Here is a 15077-nt window from a genome sequence, read left to right as displayed (position 1 = left end):
GAGCCCCCGATGGGCTGGAACAACCCCCCGATCCCCTGGTCGGAGTTCGAGCGCCGCCTCTCCAGCACGACCAGGAGCGACGGCACGACCGTCCGCGGCGACGGCGGCGACAGCCCCGCCTGGTCGCACAAGCGCCCCGCCTATACGCCCGGCGCCGACGTCCGGCCGCCGGACGAGAAGGTGCCCTATGCCGAGCTGCACGCGCACTCGCACTTCAGCTTCCTCGACGGCGCCAGCAAGCCGGAGGAGCTGATCGAGGAGGCCGTCCGGCTCGGCATCGACACCCTCGCCCTCACCGACCACGACGGGCTCTACGGGATCGTCCGGATGGCGGAGGCCGCGCAGGACCACGGGGTCCGCACCGCCTTCGGCGCCGAGCTCTCGCTGGGGCTCCGCGCCCCGCAGAACGGCGTCGCCGATCCCGAGGGCACGCACCTGCTCGTCCTCGCCCGCCGCGAGGAGGGCTACCACCGGCTCGCCCGCGCGATCACCACCGCCCAGCTCGCCGGCGCCGAGAAGGGCAAGCCGAGCTACGACCTCGACGAGCTCGCCCGGGCCGCCGACGGCCACTGGATCGTGCTGACCGGCTGCCGGAAGGGCGCCGTCCGTCAGGCACTGGTCGCGAGCGACGAGGCGGCGGCCGAGGAGGAGGTGCGCGAGCTCGTAGCCCTCTTCGGCGCCCGCAACGTCCTCGTCGAGCTCTTCGACCACGGCGACCCGCTCGCCTCCCTGCACAACGACCAGCTCGCCGGCATCGCCGAGCGGCTGCAGCTGCGGCTCGTCGCCACCGGCAACGTGCACTACGCCCGGCCCGAGGACCGCCCCCTGCAGACGGCGCTGGCCGCGGTCCGCGCCCGGAGGAGCCTCGACGAGATGGACGGCTGGCTGCCCGCCTCCGGCGGTGCGCACCTGCGCTCGGGTGCCGAGATGGCCGAGCGCTTCTCCCGCTACCCCGGTTCCGTCGAGAACACCGTGCTGATCGCCGACGAGATCGCCTTCGAGCTCGGGCGGGTCCGCCCCCGGCTGCCCCGTCAGGACGTGCCAGAGGGGCACACCCCGATGAGCTGGCTGCGCCACCTGGTGCAGCTCGCGGTGCCGTCGAAGTACCCGGGCGCCGACTCCGACGTGCACGAGCGCCTCGAGAAGGAGCTCGCCGTGATCGAGGCCAAGGACTTCCCCGGCTACTTCCTCATCGTCCACGACATCGTGCACTTCGCCAAGGGCAGGGGGATCCTCTGCCAGGGCCGCGGCTCGGCCGCCAACTCGGCGGTCTGCTACGTCCTGGGGATCACCGCGGTGGACTCGATCTTCTACGGGCTGCCCTTCGAGCGCTTCCTCTCCAGCATCCGCGACGAGGAGCCCGACATCGACGTCGACTTCGACTCCGAGCGGCGCGAGGAGGTCATCCAGCACGTCTACGAGAAGTACGGGCGGCTGAACGCGGCGCAGGTGGCCAACGTCATCACCTACCGCCCCAAGTTCGCCGTCCGGGACATGGCGAAGGCGCTGGGCTACAGCGCCGGGCAGCAGGACGGCTGGTCGAAGCAGATCGAGCACTGGGGCTCGATCACCGAGAGCCCCGAGCACGACATCCCGGACGACGTCGTCGCGCTGACAAAGAAGGTGCTCGGCACGCCCCGGCACCTGGGCATCCACTCCGGCGGCATGGTGCTCACCGACCGGCCGGTCGGCGAGGTCTGCCCGATCGAGCCCGCCCGGATGGAGAAGCGCACCGTCCTGCAGTGGGACAAGGACGACTGCGCCTGGATGGGCCTGGTCAAGTTCGACCTGCTCGGGCTGGGGATGCTCGCCGCCCTGCAGTACACCTTCGACCTCGTGGCCGAGCACGTCGGCGAGAAGTGGGACCTCTCGACGATCCCGCGCGAGGAGAAGGGCGTCTACGACCAGCTCTGCCGGGCCGACTCCATCGGGGTGTTCCAGGTCGAGAGCCGCGCGCAGATGGGCACCCTCCCCCGGCTCCAGCCGCGGCGCTTCTACGACCTCGTGATCGAGGTGGCGCTGATCCGCCCCGGTCCGATCCAGGGCGGCGCGGTGCACCCCTACATCCGGCGGAAGCTCGGCGAGGAGCCGATCACCTACCAGCACCCCCTGCTGGTCACGCCGCTCAAGCGCACCCTCGGCGTTCCGCTGTTCCAGGAGCAGCTGATGCAGGTCGCGGTGGCGGTCGGCGACTGCAACGCGGAGGACGCGGATCTGCTGCGCCGCGCGATGGGCTCCAAGCGCGGCACCGAGAAGATCGAGTCGCTCCGGGAGCGGCTCTACGAGGGCATGGCTCGCAACGGGATCACCGACGAGGTCGCCGACGACATCTACCGACGGATCCAGGCCTTCGCCAACTTCGGCTTCGCCGAGAGCCACGCGATCAGCTTCGCGCTGCTGGTCTACGCCAGTGCCTGGCTGCGCCTGCACTACCCCGCCGCCTTCACCGCGGCCCTGCTCCGGGCTCAGCCGATGGGCTTCTACGCCCCGCACACCCTGGTCGCCGACGCCCGCCGGCACGGTGTCCGCGTCGAGTCCCCCGACGTCAACCGCTCCCTGTCGCACCCCGGGCTCGAGGCGCTCGACGGGCCGCCGGCCCCGCGGCGGGGCGGGGCGCCGCACGGGCAGGACTCCTGCCTCTCCGCCGAGCAGGCGCCGACGGGCCTCTTCGACCGGTCGCAGCACTTCGACACCGACGACCACCGCCGCGACGCCGGCTTCGTCATCCGCCTGGGCCTCGCCGGGGTGAAGGGCATCGGCACCGCGCTGGCCGAGCACATCGTCGCCGAGCGGGAGCGCGGCGGGCCCTACGCGAGCATGGCCGACCTCTCGCGCCGAGTCGGGCTGAACGCGACCCAGCTCGAGGCGCTCGGCGCCGCGGGATCCTTCGACTCGCTCGGGCTCCAGCGCCGCCAGGCGCTCTGGGAGGCGGGCTCCGCCGCCGCCGACCGCCAGGAGTTCCTGCCCGACTCGATCGTCGCCGTCCAGCCGCCGCTGCTGCCGATGCTCTCGGCGCAGGAGCGGGTCGTCTTCGACTTCTGGGCCACCGGCATCTCGCCCGACGACCATCCGCTCCGGCATTTGAGGGAGAGCCTCACCCGCCGGGGAGCGCGGTCCACGGCCGACCTGCCCGGCACGCCCTCGGGCACCCGGATCGAGGTCGGCGGTGTCGTGATCCACCGTCAACGTCCCTCCACAGCCGCCGGAGTGACCTTCATGAACCTCGAGGACGAGCACGGGATCCTCAACGTCATCTGCTCCGTCGGAGTATGGAACCGCTACCGGCGCACCGCGCGCGAGGCTCCCGCACTCCTCATCCGCGGGATCCTCGAGCGCTCCGACGAGGGGGTGACCAACCTCCTCGCCGACCGCTTCGAGGCGCTGTCGGTCACCGCCCGGACCACCGCCCGCAACTTCCGATGACCGCCCGTCGGACCACGACCGCCCCAGCACCGCGAGCGCTTCCGCGCCCGCATCACCCGCGAGAAAGCGACACCATGACGAACACGGACCACGCCCTCCACCCCTCGGCGCTCGATGTGCCGCTGCGCGACGACCGGGACCTGCGCGAGCGCGTCTCGTCCCTCATCGGGCCCGCCTACCGGCGTGCACTCTGGCCGATCCTGCTCGACCGGGCCGGCTACCAGCTGCCCATCCTCTACCCCGTGGACGGACTCCCCGTGCACCCCGACGAGGAGAAGACCGAGCGCATCGTCGCGACCCTCGCGAAAGCGGTCGCGCATCACGACGTGGGCTCGCTCGCCTTCGCGCTCGAGCGCCCGGGCCGGGCGTTCCTCGGCGAGACCGACCGGGTGCTCGCCCGCCAGCTGAGCGCCGCCTGCCACCGGCGGGCCATGCCGCTGCGTGCCCTGCTGCTCGTGCACGACGACGGCGTGCGGATCATCGCCGACGCCGAGCACTCCGTGCCGGCCCGCTGACAGGTCTCCGGCGGGCGGAGGCGTTCACGGGCTCGGGCGCGATGGGTGAGAGGAACGACACGCGCGCCGGCCCGAGTCGGCTCGGACCGGCGCGGCGGACCCCTACTCGGCGTCGCTGAGCGTGATCAGCAGCGAGGACGCGGCGAGGTCGACCTCGGTGTCGCCGGGCTGGACCGCGTACTCGCCCACGGCGAGGAGCGACTCCGCCACCTCGGGCAGCGGGACCCGCGCCGACGACTCGCCGACGTTGATCGCGATCGTCACCCGGCCGCGGCCGAGGGTGAGCCAGCGCTCGTCCTCGTCGAGCTCGACGCGCACCGAGCCGAAGCGCGGGTCGGTCAGCTCGGGGAAGCGGCGGCGCAGCGCCGCCAGCTCGCGGTAGACGGCGAGGATGCGCGCACCGCGCCCCTCCTCCGCCTCGGACCAGTCGAGCTTGGAGCGCTCGAAGGTCTCGGGGTCCTGCGGGTCGGGCACGACCTCCGGGTCCCAGCCCATCTTCGCGAACTCCTCGATGCGGCCCTTCGCCGTCGCCTCGCCCAGATCCTTCTCCGGGTGCGAGGTGAAGAACTGCCACGGGGTGGACGCCGCCCACTCCTCGCCCATGAAGAGCATCGGGGTGAACGGGCCGAGCAGCGTCAGCGCGGCGGCGATCGCCAGCCGGCCCTCGTCGAGGGTCGCGGTCAGCCGGTCGCCGATCGCCCGGTTGCCGATCTGATCGTGGTTCTGGCTGCAGACCACGAGGCGCCAGGTCGGCATCCGCTCGGTGTCGATCGGGCGGCCGTGATGCCGGCCGCGGAACGTGGAGAGGGTGCCGTCGTGGAAGAAGCCGCGGGTGAGGACCTTGCCGAGCGCGCCGAGCGGCGCGAAGTCCTCGTAGTAGCCGGTCGTCTCGCCGGTGAGGGCGACGTGCACGGCGTGGTGGAAGTCGTCGCTCCACTGCGCGTCGAGCCCGTAGCCGCCCGCCTCGCGCGGGGTGATCAGCTTCGGGTCGTTGAGGTCCGACTCCGCGATCAGGGTCAGCGGGCGCCCGACGTCGGCCGAGAGCACCGCGACCTCGGCGGCCATCTCCTCCAGCACGTGCACGGCGCGCTCGTCCGACAGGGCGTGCACCGCGTCGAGGCGCAGGGCGTCGACGTGGTAGTCGCGCAGCCACATCAGCGCGTTGTCGAGGATGTAGCCGCGGACGACGTCCGAGCCCTCCCCGTCGAGGTTGATCGAGCTGCCCCAGGTGTTGGCCTTCTCGTTCTTCAGGTACGGGCCGAACTCGGGCAGGTAGTTGCCGCTCGGGCCGAGGTGGTTGTAGACCACGTCCTGCACGATGCCCAGTCCCGCGCGGTGCGCCGCGTCGACGAAGCGCTGGTAGGCCTCCGGTCCGCCGTACGCCTCCGAGACGGCGTACCAGAGGACGCCGTCGTAGCCCCAGTTGTGCGTGCCGTTCACCGCGTTGACCGGGAGGATCTCGATGAAGTCGACGCCGATCGAGCGCAGGTGCTCCAGCCGGCCGGCGGCCGAGTCGAGCGTGCCCTCGGGGGTGAAGGTGCCGATGTGCAGCTCGTAGATCACGGCCCCCGCCAGCTGGCGGCCCGTCCAGGCCTGGTCGGCCCACTCGAACGCGCTCGGATCGTAGCTGCGGGAGAGCTCGTGGACTCCCCCGGGCTGGCGGCGCGAGCGCGGGTCCGGGAACGGCCCCTTTCCGTCCACCAGGTAGCCGTAGTCGACCTCGCCGGTCGCGGCGACCGACCCGGAGACCCGCCACCAGCCCTCGTCGCCGAAGCGGGCCATCGCGACCGTCCCGCCCGCACCCAGGGCGAGCTCGACGGAGGACGCGTCGGGCGCCCACACGTCGAAGCGCTCGGGTCCGGAGGCGGGCAGGGCGTAGCGGTAGGGCGTCGTGCTGATCACGGGGTTCTCCAGGGTCGTTCGAACGGGGTCGGCAGGAAGGGACTCGCCGGGTCAGGCGACCGGCGCGAGCAGGGCGACCGGGTAGCCGCCGCCGAGGATCTCCGACACGGCGGTCGGCCCGCCGGCGAAGGTGCGCCCGGTGAGGACGTCCACGACCGGGTGCCCGGGCAGGACGATCAGGGTCTCGCCCCAGCCGCCCTCGGCCGCGAGCCGCGCGGGCAAGCGGGTGGCGACCGTCAGCGCACCGCCGCGGTCGAAGGCGATCGCGTGCTCGGCGGCCGGCCCGATGGCGGGGACGGCGGCGTAGCGCGTGAACAGCTCCGGCCGGTCGCGGCGCAGGCGCAGGGCCCGCGAGGTGACGAGCAGCTTGGCCGCGCCCTCCGCGTCGATCTCCGGCAGCCAGCCGCCGTCGATCCGCTCGAGCAGCGCCCGGCGCTCGGCGAAGTCGACCGGGCGGCGGTTGTCGGGGTCGACGAGCGACGTCTCCCACAGCTCGCTGCCCTGGTAGACATCCGGGATGCCCGGCGCCGTCAGCTGGACGAGCTTGGCCGAGAGGCTGTTCGACCAGCCGTCGGCCGAGACGCGCGCCACGGTGTCCTCGATCAGGCGGCGCACGGCCGCGTCGTCGAAGGCGGCGTCGACCGCCGCGTGCATCCGCTTCTCGAACGCCTCGTCCGGAGCGGTCCACATCGTCGAGCTGCCGGCCTCGCGCGACGCCTTCTCGGCGTAGGCGTGCAGGCGCTCGCGGGACGCGGGCCAGGTGCCGACGATCGCCTCCCAGAGAAGGTGCTCGACCGGTCCGTCGCCGAAGCCGGCGTGCTCGTGCAGCGAGCGGAGCGTCTCGGCCCAGGCCTCGGCGTCCTCCGCGAGGGCGGTGATGCGGGCGCGGGTGTCCTCGCCGCGCTTGGTGTCGTGCGTCGACAGCGTGGTGAGCGAGGCCGGGAAGGACGCCTGGCGGACGCCCTGGCGGCGGTGGAACTCCTCCAGGTCGATCGCGAACTCGTCCGGGTCGGCGCCGACCTCGTTGAGCGAGGTGAGGCGGCTGTAGCGGTAGAACGCCGTGTCCTCGACGCCCTTCGCCATCACCATGCCGGAGGTCTGCTGGAAGCGGACCGACACGGGGGTGCCGGTCTCCTCGAGCAGCGCGGCGACCTCGTCGATCGTCGCGGCGATCTCGGGGCGGCGGTGCCGCGCGTCGAGCCGCGCGTGCTCGAGGTGCTCGGCGCCGTAGGGCAGGTAGCTGCGGTAGACCGGGAAGGTCGCGAGCAGCTCGGCGATCGCGTCGTCCGCGCCGTCGACCTGCGGGATCAGGCGGGCCAGGCGGAGCACCTCGGAGCGGAGGATGCCGTCGGCGATGCCGCGCTTGGTGTCGTGGATCAGGTCGGCCCAGTCCACCGGCTCGCCGCCGTCGCCCAGCTCCGCGTCCAGGCCCTCGAGCACCGGACGGGCGTCGGGGTCGACGAGGATGCGGTCGATGTCGGCGAGCGCGTCGTAGCCGGTGGTGCCCACGGTCGCCCAGTGCGCGGGCAGCTGCTCGTCGCCCTCGAGGATCTTCTCGACCCAGACGGGCGCGCCGTCGATGGCGCGGGCGAGGTCGTCCAGGTAGCCGCCCGGGTCGGCCAGGCCGTCCGGGTGATCCACGCGCAGGCCGTCGGCGAGGCCCTCGGTGAACCAGCGGACGATCTCGCGGTGCGAGGCCTCGAAGACCTCGGGCCGCTCGACCGTGATCGCGGCGAGGGTGTTGACCGCGAAGAAGCGGCGGTAGTTCAGCTCGGCGTCGGCGCGGCGCCAGTTCACCAGCTCGTAGCTCTGGCGGGCGTGCACGGTGCGGCCGGAGTCGCCGGGCTCGGCGGTGCCGGGGGCGATCGGCAGGCGGTTCTCGTAGTAGTGCAGCTCGTCGCCGACGACCTCGAGCGCATCGAGCTCGCTGTCACTGTCGCCCTCCGAGGCCCCGTCGCCGAGGATCGGCACGCGCAGCTTGCCCGCGCCCGCCGCCCAGTCGATGTCGAACGCCTCGGCGTAGCGGGAGTCCCGGCCGTGCTTCAGCAGGTCCCACCACCAGGCGTTCTCCACCGGCGTCGCGACGCCCATGTGGTTCGGCACGATGTCGATGAGGACGCCGAGGCCCTCCTTCCTCGCCGCCGCGGAGGCGTGGGCGAGGCCCTCGCCGCCGCCGCGGGCCGGGTCGACCTGCGAGTGGTCGACGACGTCGTAGCCGTGGTCCGAGCCGGGCTCGGCGGTCAGCAGCGGCGAGAAGTACAGCCAGTCGGCGCCGAGGGAGCGCACGTAATCGGCCACCGTCGCGGCCTCGTCGAGATCGAAGCCGGAGCGGATCTGGAGTCGGTAGGTGGAGGCGGGCAGTCGCAACGTCAGGCTCCTGTCGAGGGTGCGGTCGCGGAGTCGGTCGACTCCTCGTGAGGGCTGGTGTGGCCCGTGGTGGTGATGATCGGGATGGCCGAGGTGGCGGCGAGCGAGGCCAGCGAGGCCGCGACCGAGTGGTCGACCTCGGGCTCGGGGGCGCTGTGCTCCTGGAGGATCACGAGCGACTTCGCCTGCACGGTGAGGAGCGCGCCGGCGGGACGCGGGACCGAGTCGGCCTCGGCTCCGGCGGTGTCGACCAGGACGGCCCACTCCACTGCGTACTCGTCGCTCGGGATGGTGAACTCCACGTCCACGTCGTCGGCGTTGAAGTAGAGCAGGAAGCTGTCGTCGACGACCGGCTGGCCGCGCTCGTCGCGCTCGCGGATGCCGTTGCCGTTGAGGTAGATGCCGACCGAGCGGTCCAGGCCCGAGTCCCAGTCCGACGGCGTCATCTCGGTGCCGTCGGCCTTGAACCAGACGATGTCCGGCAGCGGCTCGCCGGTGCCGCGGAGGACCGGGCGCCCGTCGAAGAAGCGGCCGCGGCGGAACGTCGGGTGCTCGGCGCGGAGCCGGATCAGCGCCGCGGTGAACTCCACCAGCGGCCGGTCCGCCTTCTCCCAGTCGATCCAGGTCAGCTCGCTGTCCTGGGCGTAGGTGTTGTTGTTGCCGTTCTGGGTGCGGCCGAGCTCGTCGCCGTGCAGGATCATCGGCACGCCCTGCGAGATCAGCATCGTCGCGAGGAAGTTGCGCTGCTGGCGGGCGCGCAGGCCGAGGACCTTCGGGTCGTCGGTGGGGCCCTCGGCGCCGTGGTTCCAGGAGCGGTTGTGCGACTCGCCGTCGTTGCCGTCCTCGCCGTTGGCGTCGTTGTGCTTCTCGTTGTAGGAGACGAGGTCGCGCAGGGTGAAGCCGTCGTGCGCGGTGACGAAGTTGATCGAGGCGACCGGGTAGCGGCCGGAGCGCGCGTAGAGGTCGGCCGAGCCGGTGAGCCGCGAGGCGAACTCGCCCAGGGTCGAGGGCTCGCCGCGCCAGAAGTCGCGGACGGTGTCGCGGTACTTCCCGTTCCACTCCGTCCACTGCGGCGGGAAGTTGCCGACCTGGTAGCCGCCGGGGCCGACGTCCCACGGCTCGGCGATCAGCTTGACCTGCGAGACCACCGGGTCCTGCTGGACGAGCTCGAAGAAGGTGGAGAGCCGGTCGACGTCGTAGAACTCGCGGGCCAGCGCCGAGGCGAGGTCGAAGCGGAAGCCGTCGACGCGCATCTCGGTCACCCAGTAGCGCAGCGAGTCCATGATCAGCTGCAGCGAGTGCGGGTGGCGCACGTTGAGGGTGTTCCCGGTGCCGGTGTAGTCCATGTAGTAGCGCTTGTCGTCGTCGACCAGGCGGTAGTACGCCTCGTTGTCGATGCCGCGGAACGACAGCGTCGGGCCGAGGTGGTTGCCCTCCGCGGTGTGGTTGTAGACCACGTCGAGGATGACCTCGATGCCGGCCGCGTGCAGGGCCTTCACCATGCTCTTGAACTCCTGGACCTGCTGGCCCAGGTCGCCGGTGGCGGTGTAGGTGTTCTGCGGCGCGAAGAAGCCGATCGTGTTGTAGCCCCAGTAGTTCGAGAGGCCCTTCTCGATCAGCGTCGAGTCGTTGACGAACTGGTGCACCGGCATCAGCTCGAGGGCGGTGATGCCGAGGTGCTTGAGGTGCGCGATCACGGCGGGGTGGGCGACGCCGGCGTAGGTGCCGCGCAGCTCCTCCGGCACGTCGGGGTGGCTCTTGGTGAGCCCCTTCACGTGCGCCTCGTAGATCACGGTGCTGTCGTACGAGGTGCGCGGACGGCGGTCGCCGGCCCAGTCGAAGAACGGGTTGATGACGACGCCCATCATCATGTGCGGCGCCGAGTCCTCGTCGTTGGTCGAGTCCGGGTCGCCGAAGGTGTACGAGAAGAGCGACTGGTCCCAGTCGATCTCGCCCGAGACGGCCTTCGCGTACGGGTCCAGCAGCAGCTTGTTCGGGTTGCAGCGGTGTCCGCCGGCCGGGTCGTACGCGCCGTGGACGCGGTAGCCGTAGCGCTGGCCGGGCTGGACCTGCGGGAGGTAGCAGTGCCAGACGTAGGCGTCCGACTCGAGCACCTCGACGCGCGTCTCGGTGCCGTCCTCCTCGAAGAGGCACAGCTCGACGCGCTCGGCGGCCTCGCTGAAGAGGGCGAAGTTCGTGCCGCTTCCATCGAAGGTGGCGCCCAAGGGGTAGGCGGTTCCGGGCCAGGTCTCCACGAGACTCCTCTGAGTTCTGGTCTCGGGCGATCCGGGGGAGGCCGACGGGCGGTCTGCGGATGCCCGACGTCGGGGGTGATGGTCCGTCACCTTCGCGACGGACCGACTGCCCAGCTTAGCGAGAGGCTCCTCCCGCGCTTCCGGGGAGGCCACGCTCAGACAGTACGGACCCCGCCGATCCGCGGCGAGGGCTGGACCGCCCGCCGCGCATCCAGTAGAGATCCGCCGTTCTCGGGGGCTCAGTGCGAGCCGATCCGCTTCCGCAGCAGGTCGATCCGCGCCTGCAGCTGGGTCACGCTCGCCTGCGCGACCGCGGGCCCGCCGCAGAGCCGGCGCAGCTCGGTGTGCACCTGGCCGTGGGTCTCCCCCGTGTTGCGCGCCCAGAGCCCGACCAGCGAGTTCAGCAGGCTGCGCTGCTCCTTGAGCGTGCGGTAGAGCGGCGCGGGGATCTCGCTCTCCTTCGCCTCCACCGGAGCCTGCGCCCCGTGAGCGCCGGCGCGCCCTCCCGCGCGCTTGGCCTGCCGCTGCTGGCGGTGCTGCAGCAGCTCGCGGACCTGCTCGGGCTCGAGCAGACCGGGGAGGCCGATGAAGTCGAGCTCCTCCTCGCTCTCGACCTCCACCTCCATGCCGAACTCCGCGCCCTCGTACATCACGCGGTCGAAGGTGGCGGCCGAGCCGAGCGACTCGAAGCGGCCCTCCTCGAGCAGGTCGGAGGAGGCCTTGGCCTCGCGCTCCGCGTCGGCCATCAGGTCGGCCTCGGGGTACTCCTCGTCGTCCGAGACGCGTCGGTCGAGGGCGTGGTCGCGCTGCTGCTCCATCGAGCCCGCGAGCGCGAGCAGCCCCGGCACGTTGGGCAGGAAGATCGAGGCGGTCTCGCCGCGGCGCCGGGCCCGGACGAAGCGCCCGATCGCCTGCGCGAAGAACAGCGGGGTCGAGGCGGAGGTGGCGTAGACGCCGACGGCCAGGCGCGGCACGTCCACGCCCTCCGACACCATCCGCACGGCGACCATCCACCGGCTGTCGCCCTTCGAGAACTCCTCGATCCGGTCGCTCGCCTCCTTCTCGTCGGAGAGGACGACGGTCACGGGCTGGCCGCTGATCTCGCGGAGCATCGCCGCGTAGGCGCGCGCCGCGTAGTGGTCGGTCGCGATGACGAGGCCGCCGGCGTCGGGGATCCCGCGGCGCACCTCGGTCAGCCGGGTGTTCGCCGCGCGCAGGACCGAGGGGATCCACTCCCCCTTCGGGTCGAGCGCCGTCCGCCAGGCCTGCGAGGTGATGTCCTTGGTGTTGCCCTCGCCGAGCCGCGCCTCCATCTCGTCGCCGGCCTTCGACTTCCAGCGCATCTGGCCCGCGTAGACCATGAAGAGCACCGGCCGGACGACGCCGTCGGCGAGCGCACGGCCGTAGCCGTAGGCGTAGTCGGTCAGCGAGGTGCGGATGCCCTCCTGGTCCGGCAGGTAGCTGACGAACGGGATCGGCGCGGTGTCGGAGCGGAACGGGGTCCCGGTGAGCGAGAGCCGGCGGGCGGCCGGCTCGAAGGCCTCGCGGATCGCGTCGCCCCAGCTCAGCGCGTCGCCGCCGTGGTGCACCTCGTCGAGGATGACCAGCGAGCGGCCGGAGAGGGTCAGCTCGCGGTGCAGCTCGGGCCGCACGGCGACCTGCGCGTAGGTGACGGCGACCCCGTGGTAGTGCTTGGCGTGCCGGCCCATCCGGTTGGTGAAGGTGGGGTCGAGCCGGATGCCGACGCGGTGCGCCGCCTCGGCCCACTGGCGCTTGAGGTGCTCGGTCGGGGCGACGACGGTGATGCGGTCGACGGTGCGGTTGTGCAGCAGTTCGGCGGCCAGGCGGAGGGCGAACGTCGTCTTGCCGGCGCCGGGCGTCGCGGCCGCGAGGAAGTCCCGCGGCTCGTGCTGGAAGTAGGCCTCGAGGGCCTCCGCCTGCCAGGCCCGCAGCTTGTTCGCGGTGCCCCACGGCGCCCTGCCGGGGAACGACGGGGACAGGTGCTCCGCGGCGGAGGTGCCGACCTGATGACCGAAGTTCGAGGGACTGTTCACGTGGACCGAGGCTAGCCGACACCTCCGACGCCGAGCGCCGGTCCGCGCACCCACGGGGCAGGGCCCGGCGTGTCGGGATCGTCCGGGCGACGGACCCCCTCCGCCCGCTCGGAGCGCAGAATGGAGGGATGGTCGAGCAGCGTCATCCGTGGTCCCGCTACGTCGCCCTGGGCGACTCCTTCACCGAGGGGATCGGCGATCCCGAGCCCTCCAGCCCCGGCGGTCACCGCGGCTGGGCCGACCGCGTCGCGGAGGTGCTCGGCAGTCAGAACGACGACTTCGCCTACGCGAACCTGGCCGTGCGCGGGCGGCTGCTGCAGCAGATCGTCGACGAGCAGATCGAGCCGGCTCTCGCGCTGCGCCCGGACCTGATCACCATCTCCGCGGGCGGCAACGACGTCATCCGTCCCGGCACCGACCCGGACGACATCGCCCGCCGCTTCGAGGAGGGACTGGCGCGGCTGCGCTCCGACGGCGCGACGGTGGTGCTCTTCACCGGTGTCGACGTCAGCTTCTCCCCCGTCTTCGCGCGGATCCGCGGCAAGGTGGCCATCTTCAACGAGAACCTCCGCGCGCTCGCCGAGCGCTACGACTGCATCGTCGCCGACCAGTGGTCGCTGCAGGAGATCCAGGACGTGCGGATGTGGGCGCCGGACCGCCTGCACCTCAACCCGCACGGCCACCACGAGGTGGCGCGGATGGTGCTGAAGGCCCTCAACGTCGAGAACACCCTCCGCCCGTTCGCTCCGGAGCCGGCGCCGACGCCGACCTGGCGGGCCGCCCGCCGCGAGGACGCGAAGTGGGCCCGCGAGTACCTCGTCCCGTGGGTGCTGCGCCGGGTGCGCCACCAGTCCTCCGGCGACTTCATCACCGCCAAGCGGCCGGACGCCGGCCCCTACCTGCAGCGCCCGCCCGAGTCGATCCCCGGCACCCCCGTCCCCGGCAACGCGACCCCCGAGGAGGTCGCCGCCGACATCGCGACGGCCGGCGTCCGCATCGTCGTCGACGACACCGACTCGTAGGCGGCCCCTGCTGGTCGCGGAGCCGCGCAACGGCGCCGTTGCATGCTGGTCGAGTAGCCGCGCAGCGGCGTATCGAGACCCACCCTGCTGAGCAACGTGGATCTCGATACGCCCTCTGCGAGGGCTACTCGATCAGCAAGGAAGCGGCGTCTCGAGACCCGCCTAGCCGAAGAGCTCGCCCGGATTCGTCACGCGCCACCCGAACCCCGGGTCCGTGATCGCCCCGTCCGCGACGAGCGGCACCGGGTACGCCTGCCCGTTGACGGCCACGTTCACCGTGCCGACCTCCTGCCCGTCCGCGACGACCTCCACCGGATCGAGCGACACGCTCGTGGTGACCGTGGTCGCGCCCCAGACCAGGAGCGACTGCGCCTCGCTGCTCTCCGCCACCGCCGACTCGCCCCAGGCGCTGGTGTAGCTGCCGAAGTCCTGCCCCTCCTCGGTCAGCGTCACCGTCCGGAAGCCCGCCTCGACGGTCGGGATCAGCGTCAGGACGTCCGCCGCGAGCTGCGGATGCGTCCGAGCACCGACCACGACGCCGACGAGCGTCACCGGCCGTCCCTCGACCGTGGTGTCGAGCGAGAACAGCAGGCACGCGCCGGCCTCGTCGGTCGTGCCGGTCTTGATCCCGTCCACGCCGGCCTGCCCGAGGAGCTTGTTGGTGTTCTCCACCGTCCCCACGCCCGGGATCACCGCGGAGGGCATCGCCACGATCGGCGCAAGCACCGGATCCCCGATCAGCAGCTCGCCGAGCACCACCATCTCGAGCGTGGTGCTCACCGTCGCCGGCGACAGCCCGCTCGTGTCGGCGACCACCGTGCCGGTGAGCCCGCGCTCGTCCAGCCAGGTGCGGGCGGCGGCGAGGTAGCCCTCCTCCGAGCCGAAGGCCCAGACGGCGAGCGACTTCGCGTAGTTGTTGGCCGAGGGCAGCATCAGCACGGTCAGCGCCTCGCGCTCCGTGAGCTCCAGCCCGGCGGAGACCGGCGCGACCGAGCCGTTCTCGGCCACGGAGTCGTTGTAGTAGCCGACATCCGTGCTCGTGAACGCGATCGTCTCGCCGTCCGTCCCCTCCGCGATCGGCTTCGCCGACAGCACCACCAGCGCCGTGACGACCTTCGCGATACTGCCGATCGGCAGCTGCCCGGTCGAGCCGTAGGTGGAGAGCATCCCGCCGTCCGCCGGCCCCTGCACGCCCACCGCCGAGATCGCCCCGGCGCCGTAGGACGGCCACGCGACCGCGGGCGCGTCGATCACCGTGGGCGGCGTCTCCTGGACGACCGCTGTCGCGACGGGCAGCTCGGCTCCGGCCGCGTTCGCGGCGTACGCGCCGCTCGCGCTGACGAGCACCGCCGCGAGGACGACGCCGATCACGGCGAGCGGACGCGGGCGGCGGCGCCGGGGTGCCTCGGGCGCGGGCGCAGGCGTGACGCTGCCCACGACGTCGATCGGCGAGCGGTCGGGGCGCGTCGGAGAAGTCACCCGGTCATCGTAGGCGGACCCCCGCCGGACACCGCGGAGGCGGCGCGGGGCTGCCGCCCG

Annotated in this window: 8 protein-coding genes; 3 read left to right on the top strand and 5 right to left on the bottom strand. The window is 72.3% G+C overall.

Features of this window, described 5'->3' with window-relative positions; all coding sequences use genetic code 11:
• The first annotated feature begins 9 nt into the window (after positions 1–9).
• Together MT353_RS09835 and MT353_RS09830 are read left to right on the top strand one after the other, a co-directional pair.
• On the top strand, positions 10–3423 hold the full coding sequence (locus tag MT353_RS09835) for an error-prone DNA polymerase (RefSeq protein WP_243624288.1): 3414 nt from the start codon (positions 10–12) through the stop codon (positions 3421–3423).
• Between the two features lie 74 nt (positions 3424–3497).
• The gene (locus tag MT353_RS09830; protein WP_123704248.1) at positions 3498–3938 is read left to right on the top strand and encodes a hypothetical protein; all 441 of its coding nucleotides are present in this window, start codon (positions 3498–3500) and stop codon (positions 3936–3938) included.
• A 102-nt stretch (positions 3939–4040) separates the two neighbouring features.
• On the opposite strand, the gene treZ is transcribed toward MT353_RS09830, so the two are convergent.
• The 4 genes from treZ to MT353_RS09810 all read right to left on the bottom strand — a co-directional run bounded on the left by treZ (position 4041) and on the right by MT353_RS09810 (position 12516).
• On the bottom strand, positions 4041–5840 hold the full coding sequence (treZ, locus tag MT353_RS09825; protein WP_243624287.1) for a malto-oligosyltrehalose trehalohydrolase: 1800 nt from the start codon (positions 5838–5840) through the stop codon (positions 4041–4043).
• Positions 5841–5891: 51 nt separating this feature from the next.
• A complete protein-coding gene (gene treY / locus MT353_RS09820) occupies positions 5892–8207 on the bottom strand; it encodes a malto-oligosyltrehalose synthase (protein ID WP_243600000.1) in 2316 nt (771 codons plus the stop codon).
• Positions 8208–8209: 2 nt separating this feature from the next.
• Entirely contained in the window at positions 8210–10462 is a 2253-nt protein-coding gene (glgX, locus tag MT353_RS09815; protein WP_243624286.1) for a glycogen debranching protein GlgX, read from the bottom strand.
• Between the two features lie 239 nt (positions 10463–10701).
• Positions 10702–12516, bottom strand: a complete 1815-nt coding sequence (locus MT353_RS09810) for a DEAD/DEAH box helicase (protein ID WP_123704255.1) — start codon at positions 12514–12516, stop codon at positions 10702–10704.
• Between the two features lie 128 nt (positions 12517–12644).
• Between MT353_RS09810 and MT353_RS09805 the strand changes: the two genes are divergently transcribed.
• Positions 12645–13538 (top strand): SGNH/GDSL hydrolase family protein, encoded by an 894-nt coding sequence (locus MT353_RS09805; protein WP_123735767.1) that lies wholly within the window; start codon positions 12645–12647, stop codon positions 13536–13538.
• Between the two features lie 162 nt (positions 13539–13700).
• Here MT353_RS09805 and MT353_RS09800 read toward each other — a convergent pair whose 3' ends face one another.
• Positions 13701–15017, bottom strand: coding sequence for a D-alanyl-D-alanine carboxypeptidase family protein (locus MT353_RS09800; RefSeq protein ID WP_243624285.1), 1317 nt, complete (start codon positions 15015–15017; stop codon positions 13701–13703).
• Positions 15018–15077: the final 60 nt, after the last annotated feature.

The organism is Rathayibacter sp. VKM Ac-2927 (assembly GCF_022815525.1).
In the GTDB taxonomy this organism is placed as follows: domain Bacteria; phylum Actinomycetota; class Actinomycetes; order Actinomycetales; family Microbacteriaceae; genus Rathayibacter; species Rathayibacter festucae.
Note: the sequence above shows the minus strand (reverse complement) of the source record. Positions and strands in the feature narration are given on the sequence as shown.

Coding starts and splice junctions, on each gene's coding strand:
- MT353_RS09830 (WP_123704248.1), top strand. CDS start 3,498: ATGACGAACACGGACCACGCCCTCCACCCCTCGGCGCTCGATGTGCCG.
- MT353_RS09805 (WP_123735767.1), top strand. CDS start 12,645: ATGGTCGAGCAGCGTCATCCGTGGTCCCGCTACGTCGCCCTGGGCGAC.
- MT353_RS09835 (WP_243624288.1), top strand. CDS start 10: ATGGGCTGGAACAACCCCCCGATCCCCTGGTCGGAGTTCGAGCGCCGC.